General features: G+C 59.3%; 15 protein-coding genes. 8 read left to right on the top strand and 7 right to left on the bottom strand.

The features are described from left to right. Positions 1 to 174 precede the first annotated feature (174 nt). On the bottom strand, positions 175 to 2,019 hold the full coding sequence (locus tag ACFPPD_RS07930) for an MORN repeat-containing protein (RefSeq protein WP_209744822.1): 1,845 nt from the start codon (positions 2,017 to 2,019) through the stop codon (positions 175 to 177). Further along, positions 2,019 to 2,405, bottom strand: a complete 387-nt coding sequence (locus ACFPPD_RS07925) for a DUF4280 domain-containing protein (protein ID WP_209744825.1) — start codon at positions 2,403 to 2,405, stop codon at positions 2,019 to 2,021. Before ACFPPD_RS07925 ends, ACFPPD_RS07930 begins: the two co-directional genes overlap by 1 nt. A 233-nt stretch (positions 2,406 to 2,638) precedes the next feature. Here ACFPPD_RS07925 and ACFPPD_RS07920 point away from each other — a divergent pair, with 233 nt between their 5' ends. The 4 genes from ACFPPD_RS07920 (at position 2,639) to ACFPPD_RS07905 (ending at position 10,590) form a co-directional block, all read left to right on the top strand. After that, positions 2,639 to 5,386 (top strand): HAMP domain-containing protein, encoded by a 2,748-nt coding sequence (locus ACFPPD_RS07920; RefSeq protein WP_378081797.1) that lies wholly within the window; start codon positions 2,639 to 2,641, stop codon positions 5,384 to 5,386. Between the two features lie 27 nt (positions 5,387 to 5,413). Continuing rightward, positions 5,414 to 5,911 (top strand): GNAT family N-acetyltransferase, encoded by a 498-nt coding sequence (locus ACFPPD_RS07915; RefSeq protein ID WP_209744832.1) that lies wholly within the window; start codon positions 5,414 to 5,416, stop codon positions 5,909 to 5,911. Positions 5,912 to 6,120: 209 nt separating this feature from the next. Continuing rightward, positions 6,121 to 9,168 carry a HEAT repeat domain-containing protein gene (locus tag ACFPPD_RS07910; RefSeq protein WP_209744835.1) on the top strand — a complete coding sequence of 1,016 codons (3,048 nt, stop codon included), beginning with the start codon at positions 6,121 to 6,123 and terminating at the stop codon, positions 9,166 to 9,168. Between the two features lie 162 nt (positions 9,169 to 9,330). Continuing rightward, complete coding sequence (locus ACFPPD_RS07905; protein WP_378081766.1) at positions 9,331 to 10,590, top strand: RluA family pseudouridine synthase; 1,260 nt, start codon at positions 9,331 to 9,333, stop codon at positions 10,588 to 10,590. Between the two features lie 404 nt (positions 10,591 to 10,994). Here the strand turns inward: ACFPPD_RS07905 and ACFPPD_RS07900 are convergent, their stop codons facing one another. Genes ACFPPD_RS07900 through ACFPPD_RS07890 form a run of 3 tightly spaced genes read right to left on the bottom strand, consistent with a single transcriptional unit; the run spans position 10,995 to position 14,612 of the window. Next, entirely contained in the window at positions 10,995 to 12,401 is a 1,407-nt protein-coding gene (locus tag ACFPPD_RS07900) for a hypothetical protein (protein WP_209744838.1), read from the bottom strand. Continuing rightward, positions 12,391 to 13,572 carry a glycosyltransferase family 4 protein gene (locus tag ACFPPD_RS07895; RefSeq protein ID WP_209744841.1) on the bottom strand — a complete coding sequence of 394 codons (1,182 nt, stop codon included), beginning with the start codon at positions 13,570 to 13,572 and terminating at the stop codon, positions 12,391 to 12,393. The genes ACFPPD_RS07900 and ACFPPD_RS07895 overlap by 11 nt, the downstream gene beginning before the upstream one ends. Next, entirely contained in the window at positions 13,569 to 14,612 is a 1,044-nt protein-coding gene (locus ACFPPD_RS07890; RefSeq protein ID WP_209744844.1) for a nucleotidyltransferase family protein, read from the bottom strand. The genes ACFPPD_RS07895 and ACFPPD_RS07890 overlap by 4 nt, the downstream gene beginning before the upstream one ends. A 447-nt stretch (positions 14,613 to 15,059) precedes the next feature. Between ACFPPD_RS07890 and ACFPPD_RS07885 the strand changes: the two genes are divergently transcribed. Further along, positions 15,060 to 15,542 carry a hypothetical protein gene (locus ACFPPD_RS07885; protein WP_209744847.1) on the top strand — a complete coding sequence of 161 codons (483 nt, stop codon included), beginning with the start codon at positions 15,060 to 15,062 and terminating at the stop codon, positions 15,540 to 15,542. A gap of 68 nt (positions 15,543 to 15,610) precedes the next feature. On the opposite strand, the gene ACFPPD_RS07880 is transcribed toward ACFPPD_RS07885, so the two are convergent. Further along, on the bottom strand, positions 15,611 to 16,867 hold the full coding sequence (locus ACFPPD_RS07880; protein WP_209744849.1) for an NAD(P)/FAD-dependent oxidoreductase: 1,257 nt from the start codon (positions 16,865 to 16,867) through the stop codon (positions 15,611 to 15,613). A 176-nt stretch (positions 16,868 to 17,043) separates the two neighbouring features. Here ACFPPD_RS07880 and ACFPPD_RS07875 point away from each other — a divergent pair, with 176 nt between their 5' ends. From ACFPPD_RS07875 to ACFPPD_RS07865, 3 genes are all read left to right on the top strand, one after another. After that, on the top strand, positions 17,044 to 18,840 hold the full coding sequence (locus ACFPPD_RS07875; RefSeq protein ID WP_209744851.1) for a phospholipid carrier-dependent glycosyltransferase: 1,797 nt from the start codon (positions 17,044 to 17,046) through the stop codon (positions 18,838 to 18,840). 15 nt (positions 18,841 to 18,855) lie between these two features. Next, on the top strand, positions 18,856 to 19,857 hold the full coding sequence (locus tag ACFPPD_RS07870) for a glycosyltransferase family 2 protein (protein WP_209744853.1): 1,002 nt from the start codon (positions 18,856 to 18,858) through the stop codon (positions 19,855 to 19,857). Positions 19,858 to 20,217: 360 nt separating this feature from the next. Next, positions 20,218 to 21,246, top strand: coding sequence for an asparaginase (locus ACFPPD_RS07865; protein ID WP_209744855.1), 1,029 nt, complete (start codon positions 20,218 to 20,220; stop codon positions 21,244 to 21,246). Between the two features lie 489 nt (positions 21,247 to 21,735). Here ACFPPD_RS07865 and ACFPPD_RS07860 read toward each other — a convergent pair whose 3' ends face one another. Further along, positions 21,736 to 22,599 (bottom strand): AraC family transcriptional regulator, encoded by an 864-nt coding sequence (locus ACFPPD_RS07860; RefSeq protein WP_209744857.1) that lies wholly within the window; start codon positions 22,597 to 22,599, stop codon positions 21,736 to 21,738. Between the last annotated feature and the right edge of the window lie 178 nt (positions 22,600 to 22,777).

The following is a 22,777-nucleotide window of genomic DNA, read 5'->3' as shown; positions in this document are numbered from 1 at the left end:
AGATGTTCCCATGAAGGTCGAATGGAGAAAAGTGGCGTTTCCGCCGAGGGGATGCCGTCGGAACGTCGCCGTCCGTTCCGATTGATAGAAAAAACCGTCCGATTACCCGTAGGATTATCGGACGGTTTATGGGGAAGCGGGATTTCGCTAAAGAACGATGCCGGATTCGGCGGTTTATTCCGAGATGACGCTTACCGACAGCCGAACGGGGACGTCTTTGTTGTAAGTGAAGATGTACAACGCGCCTCCGAGCGAGTAGGCTAGCTCGTATTTATTGCCTCCGAGCGTTTCTTTGACGCCTTTCGTTTTGCCGGACTTGAACGCGTCGGCGAGCTGTTGCAGTACCGTCTTGTTCCAAGTGCGGATCTCCCATACCGCGTAGGCTTCCGGATTATCTTCGTCCGCTTTCAGCTTGAACGACACTTGATGAGCCGCGTAGGCAAGATCGAGAGGCGAAGCCGGCAGTTGTTCGGCCTCTCCGGACGACGTCTCCGGTTCGCTCTCCGTCCCGGCCGGATTCGGCGTCGCGACGAACGCGGAGACTCGAACGCTCGAAGCGGTCTTGGCCACGCCTTCCGCGGGATCGGGAACGGCGGGCACGGTTGGGGTCGTCCCGTCGGTTCCGGATGCGCCCGCCGCGGCTTCGGTTTCTTTGCCGTCCGCTTGGCTGCTTCCGGCGTCGGCCTCCGAACCGTTGCCGCTGCCCGCGGACGGTTGCTCGCCTCCCGCGTTTGCGTTCCCGCCCGCGTTAGCCGAGGATTCGCCCGTTGCGGGTACCGCTCCGTCGGCCGTCCCTTCGTCCGCGGGAAGTTCCGCTGTTTCCTCCTCTGCAGGTGGAGCATCCGGAGATCCGAGCAGTTCTTGCAGCTTCGGCAGCGGAATGCCGAGGAAACCGGCCAAGTCGATGCTGCCGTTCTTGAAATAACCTTTGTATACCGTGCCGCCGTCGGCGTCCAGCAAGCTTCCGATGCCGTCGTATCGATCGGATTTGAACTTCCCTGCGTAAAGGGCGACGCCGTCGTTGCCGAACGCCTGCCCGTCGCCCTCCTTCTTGCCGCCGACGAAGCCGCCGACGTAGAGAAGGACGCCTTGCTCGTTCATCAGGCTTCCGGCGCCGTGGTAAGCGCCGAGAAGGAAAGAACCCTTGTATTTGGCGACGCCGGAAGAATAATATTCGGTGCCCTCGCCGGACAACGCTCCGGCAAGGAACTGGCCTTCGACGCGCAATTTTCCGTCTTGTCCGTACTGCTTGCCTGCGCCTTCGTATTTCCCGGCGTTGAATCCGCCTTCGTAGACGAGCTTCCCGGCATCGTCGTACAGCTTTCCTTCGCCCTGGTAGACGCCGGCGACGAAAGCGCCCGCGTACCGCGGCAAGTCCGTCGAGGCGTAAAGGGTGCCGTCGCCTTCGTACTTGCCGCCGGCGAAAGCGCCATCGTACTCGAGCGTGCCGTCCGGACGGAACAACGTCCCGGCTCCGGCGTACTGGTCGGCGGCGAATTGGCCCCGGTAAAGCAGCGTGCCGTCCGGACCGTAAAGTTCGCCTTGCCCGGACTTCAGCCCTTGACTGAAGTCGCCGATGTAGAGCAACGTTCCGTCGGGCGCGAATTGCTTGCCGGCCCCGGAAAACTGGCCGTTCTCCAGAGGCCCTTGGTAGACGAGATTGCCTTCCGCGTCGACGATCTTCGCCTGCCCGGTGAAGCCTTTCTCGAGCGCCGCGGAAGCTTCGAGCTTAGGCGTCCGCGCGAACCACTTGTCTACGAATTTCGGCGGATTGATGAAGCCGAAGTAGACGATGACAAGAGAGAGAAGCAGTACGATGACGAACAGCTTCTTCGCGATGTAGAACGTCCCGATTCGCCAGTAGTTGTCGAGCGAACGAAGCTTGCCGCCGAGCACGGTCTTCATCCATCTGACGAGCCATTTGAGCAGCATCTTCGGGAGCGTCGCCGACTTCTTGATCGGAACGACGATCAGCCTTTTGACCGGTTTAAGGAACGGCTTTAATATCGATTCGATCATTAGGGCACCTGTATCGTGACTTGTCCAGGATTGACGATTTGGATGACGCCTCCGAAGTTGCACATGCACTTGGAGGAATTGTTCAACGCGGGCATGTTCGCGATGAGCACCGTCGGGGCGCCCGGCGCCCAAGGAGCCGCGACGACCGGGGTGCAAGGCATCGGGGTCAGCGCGCCGAGCGCGGCCGCGGTCGCCGACGCGACGGCGGGATTCGCCATCGATTGGCACATGCCGAACGGGGCGATATTGACGAAAGGTTTGTTGTCCATGATGTTGGCGATCGGCATCGCCGTCATCGTCCGGTTGACCGGCAACACGTTAAGAACGCCGGGCGCCATCCCGAAGGAGCATTGCAGCGTTGCCCCGCCGCATACGAGCTGACCCATGAATCCTTCCTCCTGTACGCGCGCTCCCGCGCCTATTCCGATGCGTTATCCGATGTCCGTCCCGCGATCCGAATCTCTTATTTTCCATACTACAACATAACCCGAAAAATGTCATTTTATATAGGATAGAGGATGTAAATTGTCGTTAATTATAGTAGGATGGAAATAATAGGCTCGCGCACGGGAAAGGCTTCTACCGAAGCCATTTAATAGGAAAGCGACGGTTGAATCGAATGAAAAAGATTTCGTTGGCGTTACTATTGGCGGCTCTAGCGATAACGGGCTTGTCCGCGGCGCGGATCCAATCCTCCGGAGGGTTCGGAGCGGGTCCGTGGGAAAGCCGGGTCGCGCTGCAGAATTTGTCGTCCGCGACCGAAGCGGACGCGTCTTCTTACGTCGTCATCGGACAATCGAAGCAGAACGTCTTGAAACTGTCGGAGAACGGCGGGATCGAGGAGAAGACGGTTCACGGCGGCACCGGGGATTCGTCGCGGAGGGACTTCACGGAAGCGGTCGTCGACGCGACGGGAAAGACGATCGTCTTGGACACGGCGCTCGACGCCTACGGCTTGATCGTCCAGAGCGAGCAGATTATCCAGTACGACGAGCGCGGGAAATCTCCCGAGGTGCTGTACGACTGGAAAGGCGACGGCAAGAGTAAAAGGATCGGCCAGCTGAAAGGGCTGCAAGTGAAAGGGGATTCCCTCTTTTTCTTCATCGCCGCGCCGGAGAAAGTGACGCTGATGGAGCTTCCGTTGACCGGCGGGCAACCGAAAGAAGCGTACTCGTTCCAGCTTCCGCCTGAACGTTATTTGTCGGAGATTACGGGTATGGTTCCCGGCGAGATTTATTACGCGACGAAGCGGGGGGGCATCTTCCGCGTGACGGCGGAGGGAGCGAGCGAGCTCGTATACCCGCTAGACAGCATGGAACGAACGAGAAAAAACTTCCCGGAGAAGCTGTCGGTCGCATCGAACGGCAAGCTGCTGTTCGTCGACAGGCTGCTGAACGCGGTTACGACGTTCAAGCCGGGTTCGTACGGGCTGAACGTCTTGCTGAACGAGGAGTCCCTCCTTAAGTCGGTACCGGACGCCGAAAGTTTGGAAATCATGGACGTCCAACCGTCTTCGGATGGGGGCTTCGTCGTCGCGCTGAGCGATCGGCTGCTCGTCTACGACCAAGCGAACCGGTTAACGAAGGTCATCTCCGATGCGAGCTACCGCGGAGACGATCTGCTCAGAGGATGGCTTATATGGGGAGCGTTCGCCGTCGGAGCGCTGTTGCTCCTCGTCGCGCTCAGGCTCGTCCACTTCCATGTGCTGAACCGGAAGTTCTCCCTTTTCTTCAAGCAATTGATCGTCACCGTGCCGGTAACGGTCGCGTGCATGGTGCTGCTCTCGAACTTTATTTACGACAGCTTCTCCGCCCGGATGGAAGGCGAGATGCAACGGGAGCTTGCGATGCTCGCGCGCAACGGGCAGCAGATTATCGACGGGGATCGGCTGGAGAAGCTGCGCTCTCCGGAAGATTACGGGAACGAAGATTACGAGGCGATTCGCTCGAAAATGATTTTCCTGTTCGAAGGAGAACAGGCGGCGGAGCGGCAAGGCTTATATAGCACGCTGTACAAGTACGAGAACGGCGAGCTTTATATTCTGATGGACGACGACGACGGCGTGAACATGTTCAAGCCGTTCGAGATGAACGAGGAGAACGAGACGGTCCGCAAGCAAGGCGTCGTCCAGAAGGGACATTGGGAAGACGCGAACGGCAAATGGCTGTACGCGATGGGCCCGGTGTACAACAGCAAGCACGAAGTCGTCGGCATCTACGAGACGGGCCGCGACCTGAGCGTTCTTTACCAAGCGAACCACAAAATATACGTCACGATCCTGAAAGACATCGTCATCATTACGGCCGTCCTGCTTCTCGTCATCATGGCGGGCACGTTCTTCATGCTGTCGACGGTGCGTAAGCTGCGCCGCAGCGTCATGGACATGGCCGACGGCAACTGGGACGTCGAAGTCCGCGTGAAGAGCCGCGACGAGGTCGGGGATCTCGGCGAGCAATTCAACCGGATGGCCCGCTACATTCGCCAATATATCGCGGACATCACGCAATTCTCGGAAGCTTCTTACCGGTTCGTTCCCCAGCAGTTTTTCAACTCGCTAGGCAAGAAGGGCATATTGGATATCCGCCTCGGCGATCAAGTGCAGAAGAACATGTCGGTCATGGTGGCGAACTTGAGAGAATTCCGCAAGCTGTCGCAGACGCTGACGCCGATGGAAAACTTCAATTTCATGAACTCGTTTCTGAGACGGTTCGGTCCGCTCGTGCGCAAGGAAGACGGGCTCATTAGCAAATACTTGGGTGCCGGCTTCATGGCGCTGTTCCCCGGTTACGCGGAAGAGGCGCTTCGCGCCGCCGTCGCCATCCGACAAGAGCTGACCGAGTACAACGCCGGCCGTCGCCGCGCGGGTTACGTGCCGGTCGACGTGGGTATCGCGATCCACCGCGGGCCGCTCATGATGGGCATCATCGGCGAAGAGCGCCGCTGGGAAGGCAACGTCATCTCGGACGACGTTCATCTGACGACGATGCTCGAGAGAATGTCGGAGGAGCTCGGCGCTTCGGTGCTCGTGACGAAAGATTTCTTCGAACAGATGAGAGACCCCGAAAGGTTCCGACATCGCTCCCTCGGACGCATTACGCCTGAAGGCCAAGACGTCGCGATCGAGCTCATCGACGTCTACGACGGGGATCCGGAGCATCTGCGCCAGGCGAAGGACCGTACGAAAGCGTTGTTCCAGCGCGGCCTGCAGCTTTGCCAAGAAGGCCGGTTCTTCGATGCCAGGGAGACGTTCGTCGAAGTCATCAAGCAGAATCGGTTGGACAAGGCCGCCAAGCTCTACTTCTACTTATGCGACGAGTACTACCAGAAGGGGACGTCGACCGGTTGGAACGGCACGCTCGCGGTATAAAGCAACCGCGGGGGGAGGACGAACGCGATGATAACGGGAACTTATTCCATTCACAGGCTGGATACGGCCAAACGGGCGCGCGAAGTCGTCGCGTTTTTCTTCTCCGGGAATTCGTTCGACGATACGCGCTTTACGCCGGGGGAAGAGGAGCAGCTACGAAGCCTTCCGTACCGCGCGCTGACGGGCGAAGTCGTCCTTTGGTACGCGACCAACGAAGCCGGCGACATCATCGGAGCGAGCTGCGTCGAAGAGAACGACCAGGGAACGGGCGGTTACAGCTGGGATTACGTCGTCGTGCACCGCAAATACCGGCGATGGGGAATCGCGGCAGACTTGCTCGAGATCATGATCGGCTACTTGCGCGGGGTATCCGCAAGGTACTTGATCACTTATACGTGCAGCTTGCCGGAATACCGAACGATTCGTAGGCTGTTCGAACGGAATCAATTCCGTTTGGTCGGACAAATTCCGGACTTCTACTTCGACGGAGAAGACCGCTTGATCTATTGGCGTAAAATCTCCTGATTAAAGCATTGAGTGAGTGTTCAAAAAGTTCGGTTATCAGCACCGAGAAGGTTGAAAGAAGCTAGGGAATGAGGAGCGGAGCGTAGGCAAACCTACGTGAGCACCGGAAGTCCCGGCTGAATTCAAGATTCGATGTCGAATATGCTTCCTGATTCACTTCGTGATCATAATCGTACTTTTTGAACTTCCTCTCGGGAAAGAGAGAATCCATGGACCTACAACGATGGGTGCGCAGGCTCGGGATCAAATCGGAGGACCGGCGCAAGCTTTGGCTGATGGCGCCGGTTTTCCTATTGTGCGGGATCGCCGAGTCGCTCAATTACAACGGATTCATGACTTTGTTTAATCAACGTTTCGGTAGTTCCTATTTGCCTTACGTCTATCTCGGGGAAGCGGTCATACTCCCGATCGAGGCTTGGTTCATGGCATGGCTCGCGGGGCGGCTGTCGAAGCCGGGACTCATGCGGGCGATGTACGCCGTCATGACGGCGATCGTGCTGGCGAACGCCGCGGCGCTGCTCGGCATGCGGATCGCCGACGTGGAATTCCGTTCCTACTATCCGATCCTGTTCTTGTCGTCCAGCTTCGTCGTCCGGCAGCAGACGATCCTTCTGTGGAGCTTGGCGGTCGATTTATGTCCGACGCAGCAGGCCAAGAGGCTCATGCCGACTTTCGTGGCCGCCGCCACGCTCGGCGGAATCGCCGCAGGCGTGCTGACGCAGATCGTCAGCCCGATGTTCGGTCCGGACATCGTCTACGCGCTCGGCCCGGTATTCCTGCTCGTCGCTTCCGTCAATTACCGGAAGGCGATCGCGGTTTATCTCGTTCCGCTTGCCCTCAAGTGGACGGGAGACGCGGCCGGGCAAGCGGAACCGCTCTCCTCGATGGCCTATTTCCGCCGGACGCTGAAATCGCCGTTTCTGCTCGGCATCTTGGGGATGATGACGGTCATGCCCGCGTTGTATTTTCTGATGGAATACGTCTTCTTGAACACCGCGCACGGCGCGTATCCGAACGAAGCCGAATTCGGCCGCCTGTTCGGGGTCGTGACGACGTTGCTGTTCACGTTCGCTTTTCTCCTGCAGCTCGTGTCGGGAAGACTAATGGCTTGGCTTGGAGCCAGCGGTATGCTGACGGCGATCTCGGCGGTATACGCGATGTCGTTCGCCCTGTCGTGGACGCTGCTCGATACTCCCGCGGCGCTGGCCGCCGTGTCCGGCGGGTACATGCTGACCTATCTCTTCATCTATTATTCCGCGGAGCCATCTTATCAGCTGTTCTATAAGACATTGCCGTTGACGCAGCGTGACGGCTTCAGGTACGTTGCCCAAGGTATCGCGTCCTTCATGGGCATCGTGCTGGGCGCCGGCCTTCAATTTCTGCATACCGGCTTCGGATGGGGTTTCTCCGCGCTTGCGGCGATCGGAACGGCCGGCGCGGCCCTGTTGCTGGCATTGTCTTGGCTCGTAAGGCAATCGTACATGAAAGAGCTCGTCCGCAGCGTGCAGACGCTCGGTCTCTCCGGGGATAAAGAGCTTGCCGAATCGTATCAGGAATTTTATCGGAATACTCGCACGATGGGCGCCGTTCAGGCGTTGCTGAAGAACGGCAGCGAGGAAGCGCGGGAGATCGGGGCGAGCATTCTCGGCAACAGCAAGGACGCGAAGTATTTGCCCCAGCTACTGATCATGCTCGAAGACGATAGCGTCAGGGTGAAAATCGCCGCTTTGCGCGCGATGAACTTGTCGGCGGCGAACCTCGAAGCGATGGCGAAGCTCGCGTCGCTGCTCGAAGATCCGGAGCCGGACGTGCGTAAGGAAGTCGTCCATAAGCTCGCGCAGATGAAGCATATGTCGTCGCAGGCGTTCTTCTTCTTGCGCATGAAGCTGCTGGATCGTTCGCCGACGGTCGTCGCGGAAGCGGTGAAGGCGATGTACTTGCTGGAAAGCGCCCAAAGCTATGAAGCTTGCTACGAAGTCATCGAACGAATTTTGGCTGAAGGCGGGGAACCCGCCATTCACGTCTGCCGGGTTGTCGCCGAGCTGAACTTGGACCGGTTTTCAGGCCCGATTGAGGCGTTGTTGGAAGACGCGCGTCCGGCCGTTCGAGTCGCCGCGACGGCCAGTCTCGGCGCACTGAGGCAGCTTAGGGTCGCGCCGACGTTGCTCGCTCGTCTGCCTGCCGCCGACCAAGAACTTCATCGCGTGACGACGCAAGCGTTGATCGATATGGGAGAGGGCGTCGTCGGCTTGCTTAAAGAGACGATGCCGGGAGCATCCCCGAAGAGCTGGAGCTCGGTCGCCCAGGCGCTTGCCCGCTTGCTGCCGGACGAAGAAGTGCGAGGCTGGCTAGCGGAGCAAGGCGCCGCCAAGCTGGCAGAGCTCGAGGAAACCGCGCGGTTGCCGGAAGCGTTCCACCTGTTAAGGCGTCCCGATCTTGCCGAACTCGCGGCGCTGAGGCAGCGGGACATGCAGTCGACGGTGTACGCCGGCGTCTGGCCGATGCTCGAGCGGCTAACCGACGAACAAGTCGTCGGCGCCATCCGCAGGGCGATCGCGAACGAAGACGAGGAGACGAGGAGCGGCGGCTTGGAGGTGCTGGCGGAAGGCGTCGGCGAGCGGAAGCTGTCGCAAAGGCTGGCCGCAGCCCTTCAGTCGGACGCGGGCCGAACGTCGGGACTGACATGGGGATCCGCCCGGGTAGCCGTCGAAGCGGCGGCGGCTTCGCAGGACGATTGGTGGGGCGAGATGGCGGCGGATCTTAGAAACGGCGAAAGGAGAACGGCGATGATCGAAGAACACGGAATGCTAGGCAGACTCAACAAAGTCGTTTTCCTGAAAAAGGTGCCGTTCTTCGCTGACTTGTCCCTGGAAGAGTTGGGTTTAATCGCGGGCGCGGCGACGGAAGAAGCGTTCGCGGACGGCAGCTACTTGCTGAAGCGAGGGGAACCGAATCCGGCGCTGTTCGTCGTCATCGAAGGCAACGTGGAATTGACGAGCGTGTCCGCGGCCGGATGGGAAGCGACGCTCGGCGTGCTCGGTCCCGGCGAAGTATGCGGAGCGACGTCCGCGTTGGACGAATCGCCTTCGTCCGTAACGGCGCAAGCGTTCTTCGGCGACGTGAGGGCGCTGGCGTTGCAGCGGGAAGACGTCACCCGGCTCGTCCGGCTATACCCGGAGATCGGAATCGGATTGCTGCGGGCGTCGCTCGCGCGCATCCGCTTGCTTGAAGAGATGATGATGAAATTCGATTCTTAGCGGACGGGGAGGCACGGCGTTGAAAGGGAAAGCCGCGCATGTTATCCTCGTAGTATCGGAAAGCAATGCATTCGGAAGATATCGCGACCTTATGGCAGCAGCGCCGTAAGGTTTTCTTTTCTTCATAATAGTTGAACGCGCAGAATCGGAGGCAAGATCGGAATGGCAGGAGCAGGACGGAATCGAAGACAAGGCGGGCCGGGACAGTCGGGCGGAGAACGAAACGGACGTCGGGATCGGGGGAGGAGCGGCGGCGGTTCGCACGGGGGTGGACGCGGAAGCGGAAGCCATGCGGAGAAAAGCGGCTTTGGCGGACGCAAATTATCCCAGGACAGGACGGAAGGGCCGCGCCAGCAGGCGGAACGTACGGGTGGATCGTACGGGCAGGGCGGCAAAACCCGCGGCTCGGTCGCCGGAGGCGGCAGGGGCCAGGCCGGGACGCGTCCTCCGAGGGGGAGCGGCGGAACGGGCGGGCCTTCGGGAGTCCGGGCGGCGGGCGGCGGACAACCTTCCGCCGGAAGAGGAAGCCAACAAGGGCCAATCTTAAGCATGGGCAGAATCAAAGGAGAATGGATGGAAATCCGGCTTCCCGACAATCTATCCGGAGCGCCGATGGCGGCTATCGCGAAGTATTTGCCTTTGCCTCCCAAGCTGCTGTCGCGACTGATGCAAACCCGCGGATGCGTGCTTCAGGGACCTCATCTGCGTTTGCACCTGTTTCCTCGGGAGGGAAGGGACTTTCCTTCCGATTGGATGGAGCTTAACATCTTGTACGAGGACGAGTTCACTCTCGTCGTCAACAAGCCGGCGGGCATCGAGGTGCACCCGAGCGAGAAGGGGCAGCGCAAGACGCTTGCCCATGCGGTCGCGGCGTATTACGAGATGTCGGGGCAGGACTTGCGCGTCAGGCACGTCCATCGCATCGACAAGGACACGACGGGACCGGTGCTGTACGCCAAGAACGAATTCGCGCATTATCAATACGACAAGGCGATGCGAGAAAAAGAAGTCGAGCGAATTTACGTCGCCCTCGGCGAAGGGCGCGTCGAAGGAAACAAAGGGAAGATCGACAAGCCGATCGGACAAGACAGGCATCATTCCACCCGGCGCAGAATCAGCGACACGGGCGATCAGGCCGTGACCCATTACGAGGTCGTCGAGCGATTCGACGATCATACGCTCGTTCGCCTGCGGCTCGAGACGGGGAGAACGCATCAAATCCGCGTCCACATGGCGTCGATCAACCACCCGCTGGCAGGGGACGGCCTATACGGGGGTAAGCGGGGCGTCATGTCGAGGCAAGCGCTGCACGGCGAGCGCCTCATCTGGCGCCATCCGTGGACGGGCGAGAAGCAGCAAGTCACCGCGCCGTTGCCCGACGACTTCGCGCAAGCTTTGGTTAAGCTGAGGAACGATAGGTAACGCAAGATCGGAAGCGGCCCGTTCAGACGAAGCAGCTCCCGCAAGCAGGTACCGTGCAGGGAGTTACACGCTAAGGCGAAGTCACTCCTGCGAAAATCAGACGCTGCGCAAGGAGTTACTTGCCCGGACGAAGTAATTCCCGCAATATCAGTCGCTACGCAGGGAGTTACTCGCTCAGACGAAGCAGCTCCCGCGAATATCAGGCGCTGCGCAGGGAGTTACTTGCCCGGACGAAGTAATTCCCGCAATATCAGTCGCTACGCAGGGAGTTACTCGCTCAGACGAAGCAGCTCCCGCGAAAATCAGGCGCAGCGCAGGGAGTTACTCGTTCAAATGAAACAGCTCCATCAAAAACGAACCCGAAAAGCATGCGGCAACATTCGCCAGCTTTCCGGGTTCGTTTTTCATGTTCGCGATTTCTTGCAGATCGCTTCCGTCATCAGATACGAGATCGTCGCCTCAGCGCCGCAATTAATGTTCGGACCGCTAGGCGTCAGACCGTCGCAGCAGCTGCCGTCGGTCGGATCGGCGACCGGCGCGCCGAGGTCGTTATCTCCGTAGTACCAGCTTCTGCAACGGTCTCGCAACGACCGGAAGCCGCTCGCATCCCTTACACCGCTTGCGCGTCCCAACCCGCTCGCATCCCTTACACCGCTTGCGCGTCCCAACCCGCTCGAACCGCTTAAACCGCTTATGCTCCCCAACCCGCTCGAACCTCTCAACCCGTTCGCTCTACCCGGTCCGCTCCCGCCTTCGTCGCCCTTGACGTTTCCGGTTAAGCCGGCCTCGCCGATCCCGAAGCCGCTGCCGGAGCCTCGCAAGATGCCGACGAGATTTCCCATTGCATTCAGATCCGTTTCCGATACCTTCGCCGTCCGATCCTCTCCCGTCTCGTCCAAGACGAGAGAGGCTTCCTCGAGCGCGAGCGCCAGCTTGAACAGCTCGAGAGGCTGTTGGTCCCATCGGCTGACGGCATCGCCGTCCGACGTGCACCACCCCTCGTTGCCGACGGGACGAAGCCAGCCTCCGTCGGTAACCATCACCCCCAGAAGGAAGTTAAGGCTCTCCATGCCTGTAAGCATCGTCTCTTCCGTGCGCGTATAACGGTACGTTCGGAGCATCGCCCAAGGAAGCACGCCGTTGCTGTAAGTCATCGCGGGCTCGAACCATCGCCAGCGGTCGTCCCGGAAGTCGAGGTAGGCCCGGTTCAGCACGTTCTCGAGCCTTTCGGAGTGGTGGCGCAGTTCGATCGCGACGTCGAAGGGCAATGAAATGCGTCCGCGTTCCGAAGCTTCCAGCAAATGCGCGCAAGCCGCCATCGCGAAAGCCTGGCCCCGCAACGATTCGATTGCCCGAAGCGTAGGCATGGCCCGCTCGACGATCGCTTTCGCGGCATCCTGACGGTGTCCGTCCAGTCTGACCCAAGCGTCGGCGCAAGCCCAGAACGATCGCCCTTGGCAGTCGTGGGACACTTCTTCCTCTTCGAGGGAACGGTCGTAAGCGAAGTTGTTGCTGAACCATCCGTTCTCGTCCTGCGCCCATAACATGAACGCCAAATAAGTGTCCGCGAGCCGGCGAAGCTCATCCGGATCGGCGCTTTCGGCCGCGCCGCCGTCCAGTTCGAGCCACTCCGTCGCCGTCCATAACGCCCTGGCGTTATCGTCGGTCGTATACCCTTCCCGGCGACGCGGAATGCGTCCCAGCGCGTGCTCCAGTATTCCCGTGTCGTCCGTCAGGCGGCGCAAGTGTGCGATCGAAGGAAGTGCCGACGGATGACGTAAATGCCGGAGCGGGCTTTCGTTAGACGACACCGGCGACGATGCCCCTCTTGCCGTTGATGATAAGCTGAAACAGCCGCAGGTGCTGCGCCCCCACGTGCGGCCAATGCATGCTCGTGCCGATGTCGGAGACGGCACGTTCCCATCCGCCGAGCATGCCCGGATAAGTAAACAGCTCGATAAGCTTCGCGCTCCAAGCTTCGTGGTCGCCGTAAGGGAGAAGCATGTCTTCCCGCCCTTGCACGAGATCCCGCGCGTATTCGTAAGGCGTGGACAAGAACGGTCTCCCGAGTCCTGCGGCGTAAGCGAGCGTTCCGCTCGTGATTTGCCCCATACCGGGGTACGGCGTCACGTACAGGTCGCATGCGGAGATCAGCGACACGAGTTCCTCTTCCGGCACGTAACGGTCGATCCACGAGACGTGGTGTTCGAGCCCGAGCTCCCGAACGAGCGCCTTCAATTCCTCCCGGTATGCTTCGCCTTCGTGCTTCCGGACTTCGGGATGCGTCTGTCCGGCGATGACGTAGAGCAAGTCGGGAACGGCCTGCACGGCCGACGCCATTGCCCGCAGCACGAGCTCGATGCCTTTACCCCGGCCGAGTAGACCGAACGTAAACAACACGTTGCGATGCTCCCAGCCTGCCAGCCGTCTCGTTTTCGTCCTGTCGGAGCGGCTCGGGACCGGCGCGCCGTGCGGAATGAACGACATTTTTCCGTAAGGAGTACCGAAGTTGTCATGCATGTAATCCAAGCCTTTGCGGTTCATGACAAGCATATGGTCGCTAAGCAGCGCGATTTCCTTCTGAACGTCCAAGTAAGGAGGGAGCGGGTTCTCGAATACGGTGTGGAACGTCGTGACGACCGGTTTGCGCAGCCGCCTGAGGAAATCGATGACGTAGCCCCCGGCTTCCCCGCCGAAAATACCGAATTCGTGCTGCAAGGAAACGACATCGATCGCGCTCTGGTTGATCGTCTCCGCGATACGGACGTAATCGCCGGGTTGCCGCTTGATCAGCGGGAGCATCCACGGCTCGCCGTAGTCCGAAGTTTCGTCCTCGTGGCATACCGTAACGATCGTATCCGTCGTTTTGCCGCCTTTCGCGAGGGTAATGGCCTCCCGGAGATGGTGCGTGTAGGTAGCAAGTCCGCATTTCTTGGGTACGTACGTGCTGACGTACGCGATTTGAGGGGAACGGTTGTTCATCGGCGTTGCACCTCCAATACACGATTGCATACCGCTTCGTGCAGAATATGGGGACCGACCTGCATGCCCGTACCGAATATGCACTGGTTAAGCTGGGCGCCGGAACGTATTTTGCAACGGTCCCACAAGATCGAGTAAGACAGGCGGGACTGGCTGCCGATACGGCTTCCTTTGCCGATGACCGCGTACGGGCCGACGATGGCGCGATCCCCGATCGTCACGTCGTCCCCGACCATGACGGGGGGGACGAACAGAACGCCTTGACCGACTCTGACGTTGTCGCCGAGCCAGATGCCTTTGTCTTCCAGCTCCTTTCCGTCGATCGTGACGGGAAAACGGCGGTCGAGCAAATCCCAATGGAGCTGGCGATAACGTTCCTTCGTCCCCATGTCCATCCAATAGCCGCCGATCGGATGACCGAAAACGCCGCTGCCGTTGTCGATCAGCAAGGGGAACGTTTCCTTCTCTATCGATACGGGCCTGCCGGAAGGGACGCAATCGAGCGCTCGCCGCTCGATAATGTATATGCCGGCATTGATCCGATTTGACGGAGCTTCATCTTTTTTCGGTTTTTCGATAAAACGGATGATGCGGCCGTCGCGCGTCTGCTCGACGACGCCGTAATGGGAAGGATCGTCCACTTCCGTCAGGCAGATCGTCGCCGCCCCGCCGTGGTTTTCGTGAAACCGTAGCGCCGACGCCAGGTCGACCTGGTGGATGATGTCCGCGTTCACGACGATGAACCTTTCCCCGAGCAATGGTTCCGCGTTTTTGATGGCGCCCGCCGTTCCGAGCAATTCCTTTTCCACCGCGTAATCGATCTTTACGCCGAATTTGGAGCCGTCCCCGAGATGGCTTTCGATCAGTTCCCGATAATGTTTGACCGCGACGACGAATTCGCTCACGCCTTGGTCCCTGTAGTGAAGGAGCAAATGCTCCAGCCAAGGACGGTTGCCCACCAGGGCCATCGGTTTCGGAAGGTGTTCCGTCAATGGGCGAAGCCTGGTACCCAAACCGCCGGCGAGAAAGAGTGCTTTCATGATGACATCAACCTCCGTATCATGGATGTGTCCCCTCGTAGAGTCGATTGACTACTTTACGCGCGTCTCCCGCTTTTCATCACTTTTCCGGGTAAAAAGAAACGCTCCCGGGTTCGCGCGAGCGAAGGGGAGCGTCGGTATCGAATGGATAGGCGTTAGCGCGAGTAAGCGGCGAATGAGGAAACGTCGAATGCGGGAGCTGCCCGTTCGTTCGTCCGAAGATGAGCCGGAAGGCTTATGCTACAGCCTACTCTACCTGAAAAAGGAATTCCCTGCAACTGCTATCCATGCCGCTAGTCCTTCTCCGGATAGGCTCCTGCCGCGTGCTTTCTTAGCATTCTCCGCGGTTCGTCGGAAATCGATTCAAAGCGCGTCAAACGGGGCATACCATTGAAGTAAGCCCGCACGCCCACAAATCGGAAGTACCCTCGAGCGGAGGTTATGAAAATGGCTGTAACCGTCGGAATCTACGACAAGGAAGAACAAGTGCTAGAAGCGATCCGCCTGCTTCGGGAAGCCGGCGCGGAGGAAGACGACCTCCGCGTCGTCGTCAACAACCGGGAAGGCGCTCCGCTGCTCTCGGCTGACGGGCATATTCGGATGGAAGAGCTGTATCGGATCCAAGCGACCCGCGAACGGGAAGGCGACGGAGCTCCGATAGTCGCGTATGCGCCTCTCGCAGGCGGATATCCCGTCGGCGTACCGGCGATCGGTTCGGGACCCTCGGGCGTCGTTCTCACGGGGCTCGGGACAGGCAATGCCGCCGGCGCCAAAGAAGTGATGCTCGACATCGGCGTTCCCGCGAACGCCGCGGAGAAATGCGCGAGAGCCGTCGAATCGGGGAAATACGCGCTAGTGGCGGACGTCGCGGAGGACATCTCTTCCGAGACGCTGATCGGCCATGCGGGGGCGATCGACGTGTCGACTTAACCGAAGAGCAAGCAAGGCAAAGCCGCCTCCTCGAGCGAAGGCGGCTTTGCCTCTCTTGTATGCGCCGCTCAAGAAGATGATCCCTTGCCGGCGGCTTCGCCGAACGCTTGGCCGATCGGACGATCGGGCCTGACGATATCGGCGATTTCGTTCGGATAACCGAGCAAGCGGTCCCGTACGATTTCGGCTCCGATCATACTGTAGATCGTGCCGTTTCCGCCGTAGCCGAGCAAGTAATATTGCCCGGGACGGTCGGGGTCTTCCCCGATCCAAGGCAAACCGTCCGCGGATTCGCCGAAGGAAGCGCACCACTCGTAACGAACGCTCGGATGAAGCTCCGGAAACAATTTTTTCACTTCGGAGAGCAAGCGCATCGAGCGGGCGCGCAGCTCGCGACCGGTCAGAACGGGGTAGCGGACGCTCTCGTCCAAGCCGCCCGCGACGATCCGGTTATCCGGCGTCGTTCTTACATAGAGATAAGGCCTGGCCGTCTCCCAGAGCAGGAAGCGCTCATGCCAACCGGAGAAGCCGTCGAGGGGGGCGGTCGCGATCGCGTAAGAGCGGTTGATCGACGCTTGGATCCACTTGCCGCCTGCGTTTTCGGGCGTGTAGCCGACGGCGTATACGACGTGGTTCGCTTTAATGTCGCCCTCCGTCGTCCGAACGACGTAGCCTTCGCCGGAATCGGCCCGTTCCACGGACGTCATGGCCGTATTCTCGAAGATGCTTAGCCCGGCGTCGGCGGCTTCCTCCGCCATGGCGTGCACGAATCGGAAAGGGTTGATTTCGGCATCGCCGCGGGTGACGATCGCCGCTTCCCTGCGGAACGGGAAGCGCTCGGCGATTCGATCCCCGTCCCACCAGTCGCCCGCGAAGCCTCGTTCGCGAAGCGCGTCGAATTCTTTCTCCAACGCGGGCACGTCAGAGGGAGAGGAAGCGAAATACAAGCTGCTTCTCCTGTTGAACCAGACGTCCCGGCGGAGATTCTCAGCGATCAGGCCTATCTTCTCAGCTGCATCTTCGCAAGCGCGGTAGAACGTTGCGGCTCTTTCCTCCCCGATCGAGGACGCGAATTCCGTCATCATCGTATCGTTCAAATACTGCAACAGTCCGGTATTGGCGGAGGAACTGCCCGAAGCGATCTGCCGTTGTTCGAGCAAGACGGTATCGATGCCGCTCTTCGCCAGCAAGTATCCGCACGTAACGCCCGACATGCCGCCGCCGACGATGGCGACGCGAGTGCGCTTATCCCCTTTTAAGGAAGGATAAGTCGAATGCTCGGGAAACGTGCTCGGCCAATAGAGCGATCCGTAATGCAAATTCATGCGCGATTAACCTCCGTAGGTTCCGTTTGTTCGCATGCTAGGGACTAGCATGCCGAATATAAGCGGGGCATATGCGGCCGCCGGACGAAATGGACGCGCCATCTTCCAGAGGGAGGCGCTTTCGTCTACAATAGAAAGGATTGATTACGCGTAGCGAGGCGAAAGAGAGGATCGACATGGAGTGGAAGGGAACGCCCAATTCCGATCCGATGCAATGGGGATCGATTTCCGTTCGTAAAAGGGAGGATCGGCGGTGGAGACCGCTTGATCTCGCGCTAGTGTTATTGCTTACGGCATTATCCGCGATCATGTCGTTCCATGATCTGGGCAACCGAACCGCGCCGCAAACGTACTGGATGCCGGACAAGCCCGGCGATACGTTCACGGTCGATTTCGGACAAGCCCGCAAGGTCGATAGGGTTAATTTATACGAAGGTCCCGGCGCAAAGGGAGACACGAAGATCGAATATTCGGTCGACGGCCAACGCTGGGATACGTATTTAGAAGTCGAACACAAGACGAACCGGGTATTCACTTGGATGCTCGACGAGAAATCGGTCGAAGCCCGATACATGAAATTCACGACGGTGCGTACCGGCTACAGGCTGTACGAGGCGGCGTTCTTCACGAAAGACGTGACGGTGCCGATTCCGGTCGAATCGATCGCGCCGGGAGAGTACAATTCGGCCGCGTCGATCGGCGACGGCCATGCCGTCTTCGACGAGCAGGAATACGCGCCTTACCGGCCGGATTACCGCAACTCGATGTACTTCGACGAAATTTACCACGGTCGTACCGCTTACGAATTCATCGAACGGATCGAACCGTACGAGAATACGCATCCGCCGCTCGGTAAAGTGATTCTCGAGATCGGCGTGAAGATGTTCGACATGACGCCTTACGGTTGGCGCTTTATGGCGGCTGTCGTCGGCACTTTGATGGTGCCGGTGTTCTATGCCGCGGCCAAAGGCATGTTCGCGCGAACCCGGTATGCCTTTCTCGCCACGTTGCTTCTCGTCCTGGAGGGGTTCCATCTCGTCCATTCGCGAATGGCGAACGTGGATATTACGGGCGTCACGTTCACGATCCTCATGTATTACGGCATGTACAGGTACGGGGAAGCCGTCTGGCGCGGCGGAGGCTTCAAGCGCAGCATCGGCTGGCTGGCGCTGAGCGGCGTGTTCTTCGGAGCCGCGGCTTCCGTGAAGTGGAACTATTTGTACGGAGGCGCCGGACTCGCCGCATTGTTCTTCTGGACGCTGTACCGTCGCTGGAAGGAAGGGCGCGAGCAGGGCGAGCGGACGAAAACGGTCAAACGTCTCGCGTTGACCGTCATGGCCGCCGTCGTCTTGTTCGTCGCGGTACCGGCGGTCGAATACGCGGCATCCTATATTCCTTACCTCAAGGCGACCAAGGCGGACGACAGCTACAAGGATTTGTGGCAGTACCAGAAAAACATGTACGATTACCACAAGGGCGTCAAAGAACCGCATCCGTACGCTTCGAAATGGTATACGTGGCCGGTCATGGTACGTCCGGTATGGTATTACGGCGGCAAAGATCTGCAAAAGGGAGATGCCCAGAGCATTGCCGCGATCGGCAACCCGATCATCTGGTGGGGCGGATTGGCCGCGTTGCTCGCTTCTTGGTGGCTGGGGGCGCGCCGCAAAGACCGGCTCGTCCTGACGCTAGCGCTCGGTTACTTGTCGTTTTACGTGCCGTGGATGGTCGCTCCCCGAAGCATTACGTTCTTATACCATTACTTCCCGATGGTGCCGATTCTGATCCTGTCGATCGTCTGGATGCTTCGCTGGTTCGAGGAGCAGAAATACTACAATAGAAGGATCACTACGGCGTTCGTCGTCGCGGTTGCGGGAGTATTCGTATGGTTTTATCCGCTTTATACGGGCATGACGATCAGTCGCCACTGGATGAACGTATTCATGAAGTGGCTGCCCAGCTGGGGATTCTAGGAAGGGGACATTACGGTGCAGCAAGCATGTTTCTTATCGGTCGTCGTTCCGATGTACAACGAAGAGGAAGTCATCGAGGTTACTTATAGAAGGCTGAAGTCGGCGTTGGACGGTCTCGGGGAAACGTACGAGATCGTGTTCGTGAACGATGGAAGCCGAGACCGGACGGCGAAAATCGTACGAGCCTTATGCGAGGCCGACGACACGGTCAAGCTGGTCGATTTCTCCCGCAATTTCGGGCACCAGATTGCCGTTACGGCGGGAATGGATTATTCTTCCGGCCGTATGGTCGTGCTCATCGACGCGGACTTGCAGGATCCGCCGGAGCTGATCGCCGACATGGTGGCCAAGTGGCGCGAAGGGTACGACGTCGTCTACGGCAAAAGGATCGAGCGCAAGGGAGAGTCATGGTTCAAGAAAGTCACGGCCGCGGCGTTCTACCGGTTGCTCCGATCGATGACGTCGGTCAACATTCCCGTCGACACGGGCGACTTCCGGTTGATGGACCGCAAAGTGTGCGATGCGTTGACGTCGATGCGCGAACGCAGCCGGTTCATTCGGGGCATGGTCAGCTGGGCGGGCTTCAAGCAAGATTCCGTCGAGTACGTGCGCGACGAGAGGTTCGCGGGCGAGACGAAGTATCCGCTGCGCAAAATGATCAAGCTGTCGCTCGACGCGATGACGTCGTTCTCGACGAAACCGCTCAAGATCGCCAGCGTGCTCGGGTTCGTACTATCGGCGGTCGGATTCGTTTACTTGTTCGTCGTGCTATACCAGCATTTCTTCACGTCCACGACGACGCAGGGCTGGACGTCGCTCGTCGCGATCAGCCTGCTGTTCCACGGCATTACGCTGTCTCTTCTGGGCGTGCTGGGCGAATACATCGGTCGGACTTACGAGGAGACGAAGGGCCGTCCGTTATATCTCGTATCGGAAGCGGTGAACTTCTCGGGGGCGTCCGAGGAGAGCGATCGTTCCCGAGAGAAGACGAGGGAGTGGGTAGGCGCGGGGCGCTGACGGGTTAAGGGTTATAGGTGAGGGGGCGGAATCCAGACGGAGACGTCTGGATTTTGTTTCGGCGACGGGGTTGGCGATTTTTACGCGCGCGCGAGCCGAAACGGTACGGTGGTTCGTGGGCCGGGTTGGTCGCACAAACCAGTCCAAACCGACTACTTCCGCCTATTGGATGGCTCCTGCGCCGATTCAGATCCAATCTAACTCGAGCTTGAATGGTACTCCCAGCATCGAGTTACAGCACAAACCGACTAATTCCGCCGATGCGGTGGAGTGAGTTCGGAGGCTTCAAGGCGGATAATGCGGCGTTTCCCACATTACACTAAATCAATAGACATCAAAGAGACGAAGGAGCGACTTGCAATGAACGAACAATTGACGATACTCGCAGACGTTCCGTTACTGGCGATGACGAGAGGCGAGCGTACCGAGAACGTACACCGCGGACGCATTAGCATCGTGTCAGCCGAGGACGGAAGGTTGCTTTACGCGGCAGGGGACGCGAACGCGCCCGCTTACGTCCGTTCGACGGCGAAGCCGATCCAAGCGGTCGCGTCGCTGCTCGAAGGAGCCGCCGCATACGGTTACGAGGAGCGGCACTTGGCGATGATGGCCGCATCCCATAGAGGAAGCGCGGAACAGATCGCGACATTGGAGGAAATGTTGAAGCTGACCGGCATCGACGAGGACGCGCTTGCGATTCAGCCGACGCTGCCGGTCGGTCGCGGAGCGCGGGATGCCTACGTCGCCGCTGGCGGAAAGCCTCGCAAGTTGCTGCATACGTGCGCGGGCAAACATCTCGGCGTGCTCGCATGGAGCAAGCTGAAAAGCTGGCCGCTGGAAGGTTATATTCATCCGGACCATCCGGCGCAACAACAAATTTTGCGGGTGCTTAGAGGATGGACGGAGGCAGGGGATTCGCCTGTGACGATCGGCCGGGACGGATGCGGATTTCCCGTCGCTTCCATGCCGCTTGACCGGCTCGCGCTCGCTTATGGCAGACTGGCGAGTCCGGGGTTCGCAGCCGACGGCGCGACCGGAGCGGAAGCGGCCAAAGTCGCCAAGGCGATGCATGCCTATCCGGAGCTTGTCGAAGGACGTTACCGGCTCGCAAGCGAACTGCTGAGAGATCCGAACGTCGTCGCGAAGAGCGGCGCGCACGGCGTATTCGCCTTCGGGCTTCGGAAGGAGAAGATCGGGGTGGCGATCGCGGTAAGCGACGGCACGGAAGTCGCTTGGCCGCACATCGTCAAGTCGTTGCTGGAGCAGCTAGGCGGCGTATCTGAAGAAACGCGGGCGAAGCTCGAGAAGACTTTCCCCGCGGAGTTCCTTAACGATGCCAAGGAAATCGCCGGCGACTGGAAAGCCGTCTTCGAGCTTGAGAACCGGTAAAGACGCATCGGGAGAGCAGGCATGGTTCGAATGGCGGTACCGGGTGTTAGTTATCACCCGGTATCGACCCGATTGAGTCCTCCCAGGCCGTTAATCGAGTCGAATGCCGCAAACAGCTCTTACACCCAAATTACGTCGCCATGCGTCGCTAAATTCTCGAATTCGCTCGTCCCGCCCAAATAATGTCGCCATGCACCGCTAAATTCTCGAATTCGCTCGTCCCGCCGAAATAACGTCGCCACGCGCCGCTAAATTCTCGAATTCGCTCGTCCCGCCGAAATAACGTCGCCACGCCTTTCCCAGGCCTTTAATCGCGTCGGATTTCGGCGAAATAAAGATCTCCCAGGTCGGTAATCGCATCTAATTACCGAATTTCGCCGGAATAGAGTCCTCCAGACTGCTAATGAGTTCGAAGCACGGAGCGACAAGGGCGTTCGCCAATTGCAATGCAGAGGCGTGGCCCCGGAGTCAAGGATACTCGCCTCGTTTTTATTTCAGCGATTTGCCGACCGCGATCCGGTAATCGGTCGGGGACTGACCGTACAAACGGCGGAATTGCTTGGAGAAGTACAGCGGATCGTGGAAGCCGACGGAGAACGCGATCTGCTCGATCGTCAGCTCCGTCCGTTCGCGAAGCAAGCGTTTGCCGTGATCAACCCGCTGCTGCGTCAAGAACGCGACGGGCGAGACGCCGGTCCGCTGCTTGAAGACGCGAGACAAATAGGCGCGATTGTAACCGAGCGTCTCCGCCATCCCTTCGATCGTGATCGGCTCGGCGTATTGGGTCGACAAGTAACCGGCAACTTGCCGGACGAGTTCCTCGTTATGCGAATCCGGCCGCAACGCCTCCGTTCCGTTGTCCGCGGTCGCTTCCTTTAAGCTGGCCAGCAACAAGTGCAGATGTCCCGTCGCCGCCAGCGACGCCGACCCGCCGCGGGCGCGGAACGCCTCGAAGATGGCGCGGCACCGATCGCCCGGCTCCCGTCCGCCGCCGGAACTTACGACCGGCTTCTCGTCGCCCATGCCGGCCTCGCCGACGATGGCCGCAGCCTGGGAGCCGGCGAAAGCGACCCACCGGTAGAGCCAAGGATCCTGCTCGTCCGAGACGTAATGGACGAGCTGTCCCGGACGAATGAGGAAGCTATCGCCCGGGGACAGCTCGCATTCGAAGTCGCCCGCGCGAAAATAACCTTTGCCCGATAAGACGTGGTGAAGCAAATAATAATCGACGACTTTCGGCCCGATGCGATGCAACGGGTTCGTTTGGCTTTCTCCGGCGAAGAGGACGGTCAGCTCGCGCGCGTGGAAGCTGACCGGGTTCGAGGCGACGCGGTAAGTCGGTTTTCTGCTCATGCGATTCCGGTTCCCTTCTGTACTCGAATCGATTTCTTTTCCTCCATCATGACACCATCATAACACGGCGGGGAGCGGAACGCTTTTGTATAAAGTCACATTTCTCCATGCGGAAAGCATATCCCGCCATTTTGCGATAGCGCCTTCATCCGGTATACTGAGATCAAATTCGAACGTT

This window comes from Cohnella suwonensis, from assembly GCF_042655365.1.
GTDB lineage: Bacteria > Bacillota > Bacilli > Paenibacillales > Paenibacillaceae > Cohnella > Cohnella suwonensis.
This window is presented reverse-complemented; position numbering and strand designations above follow the sequence as displayed.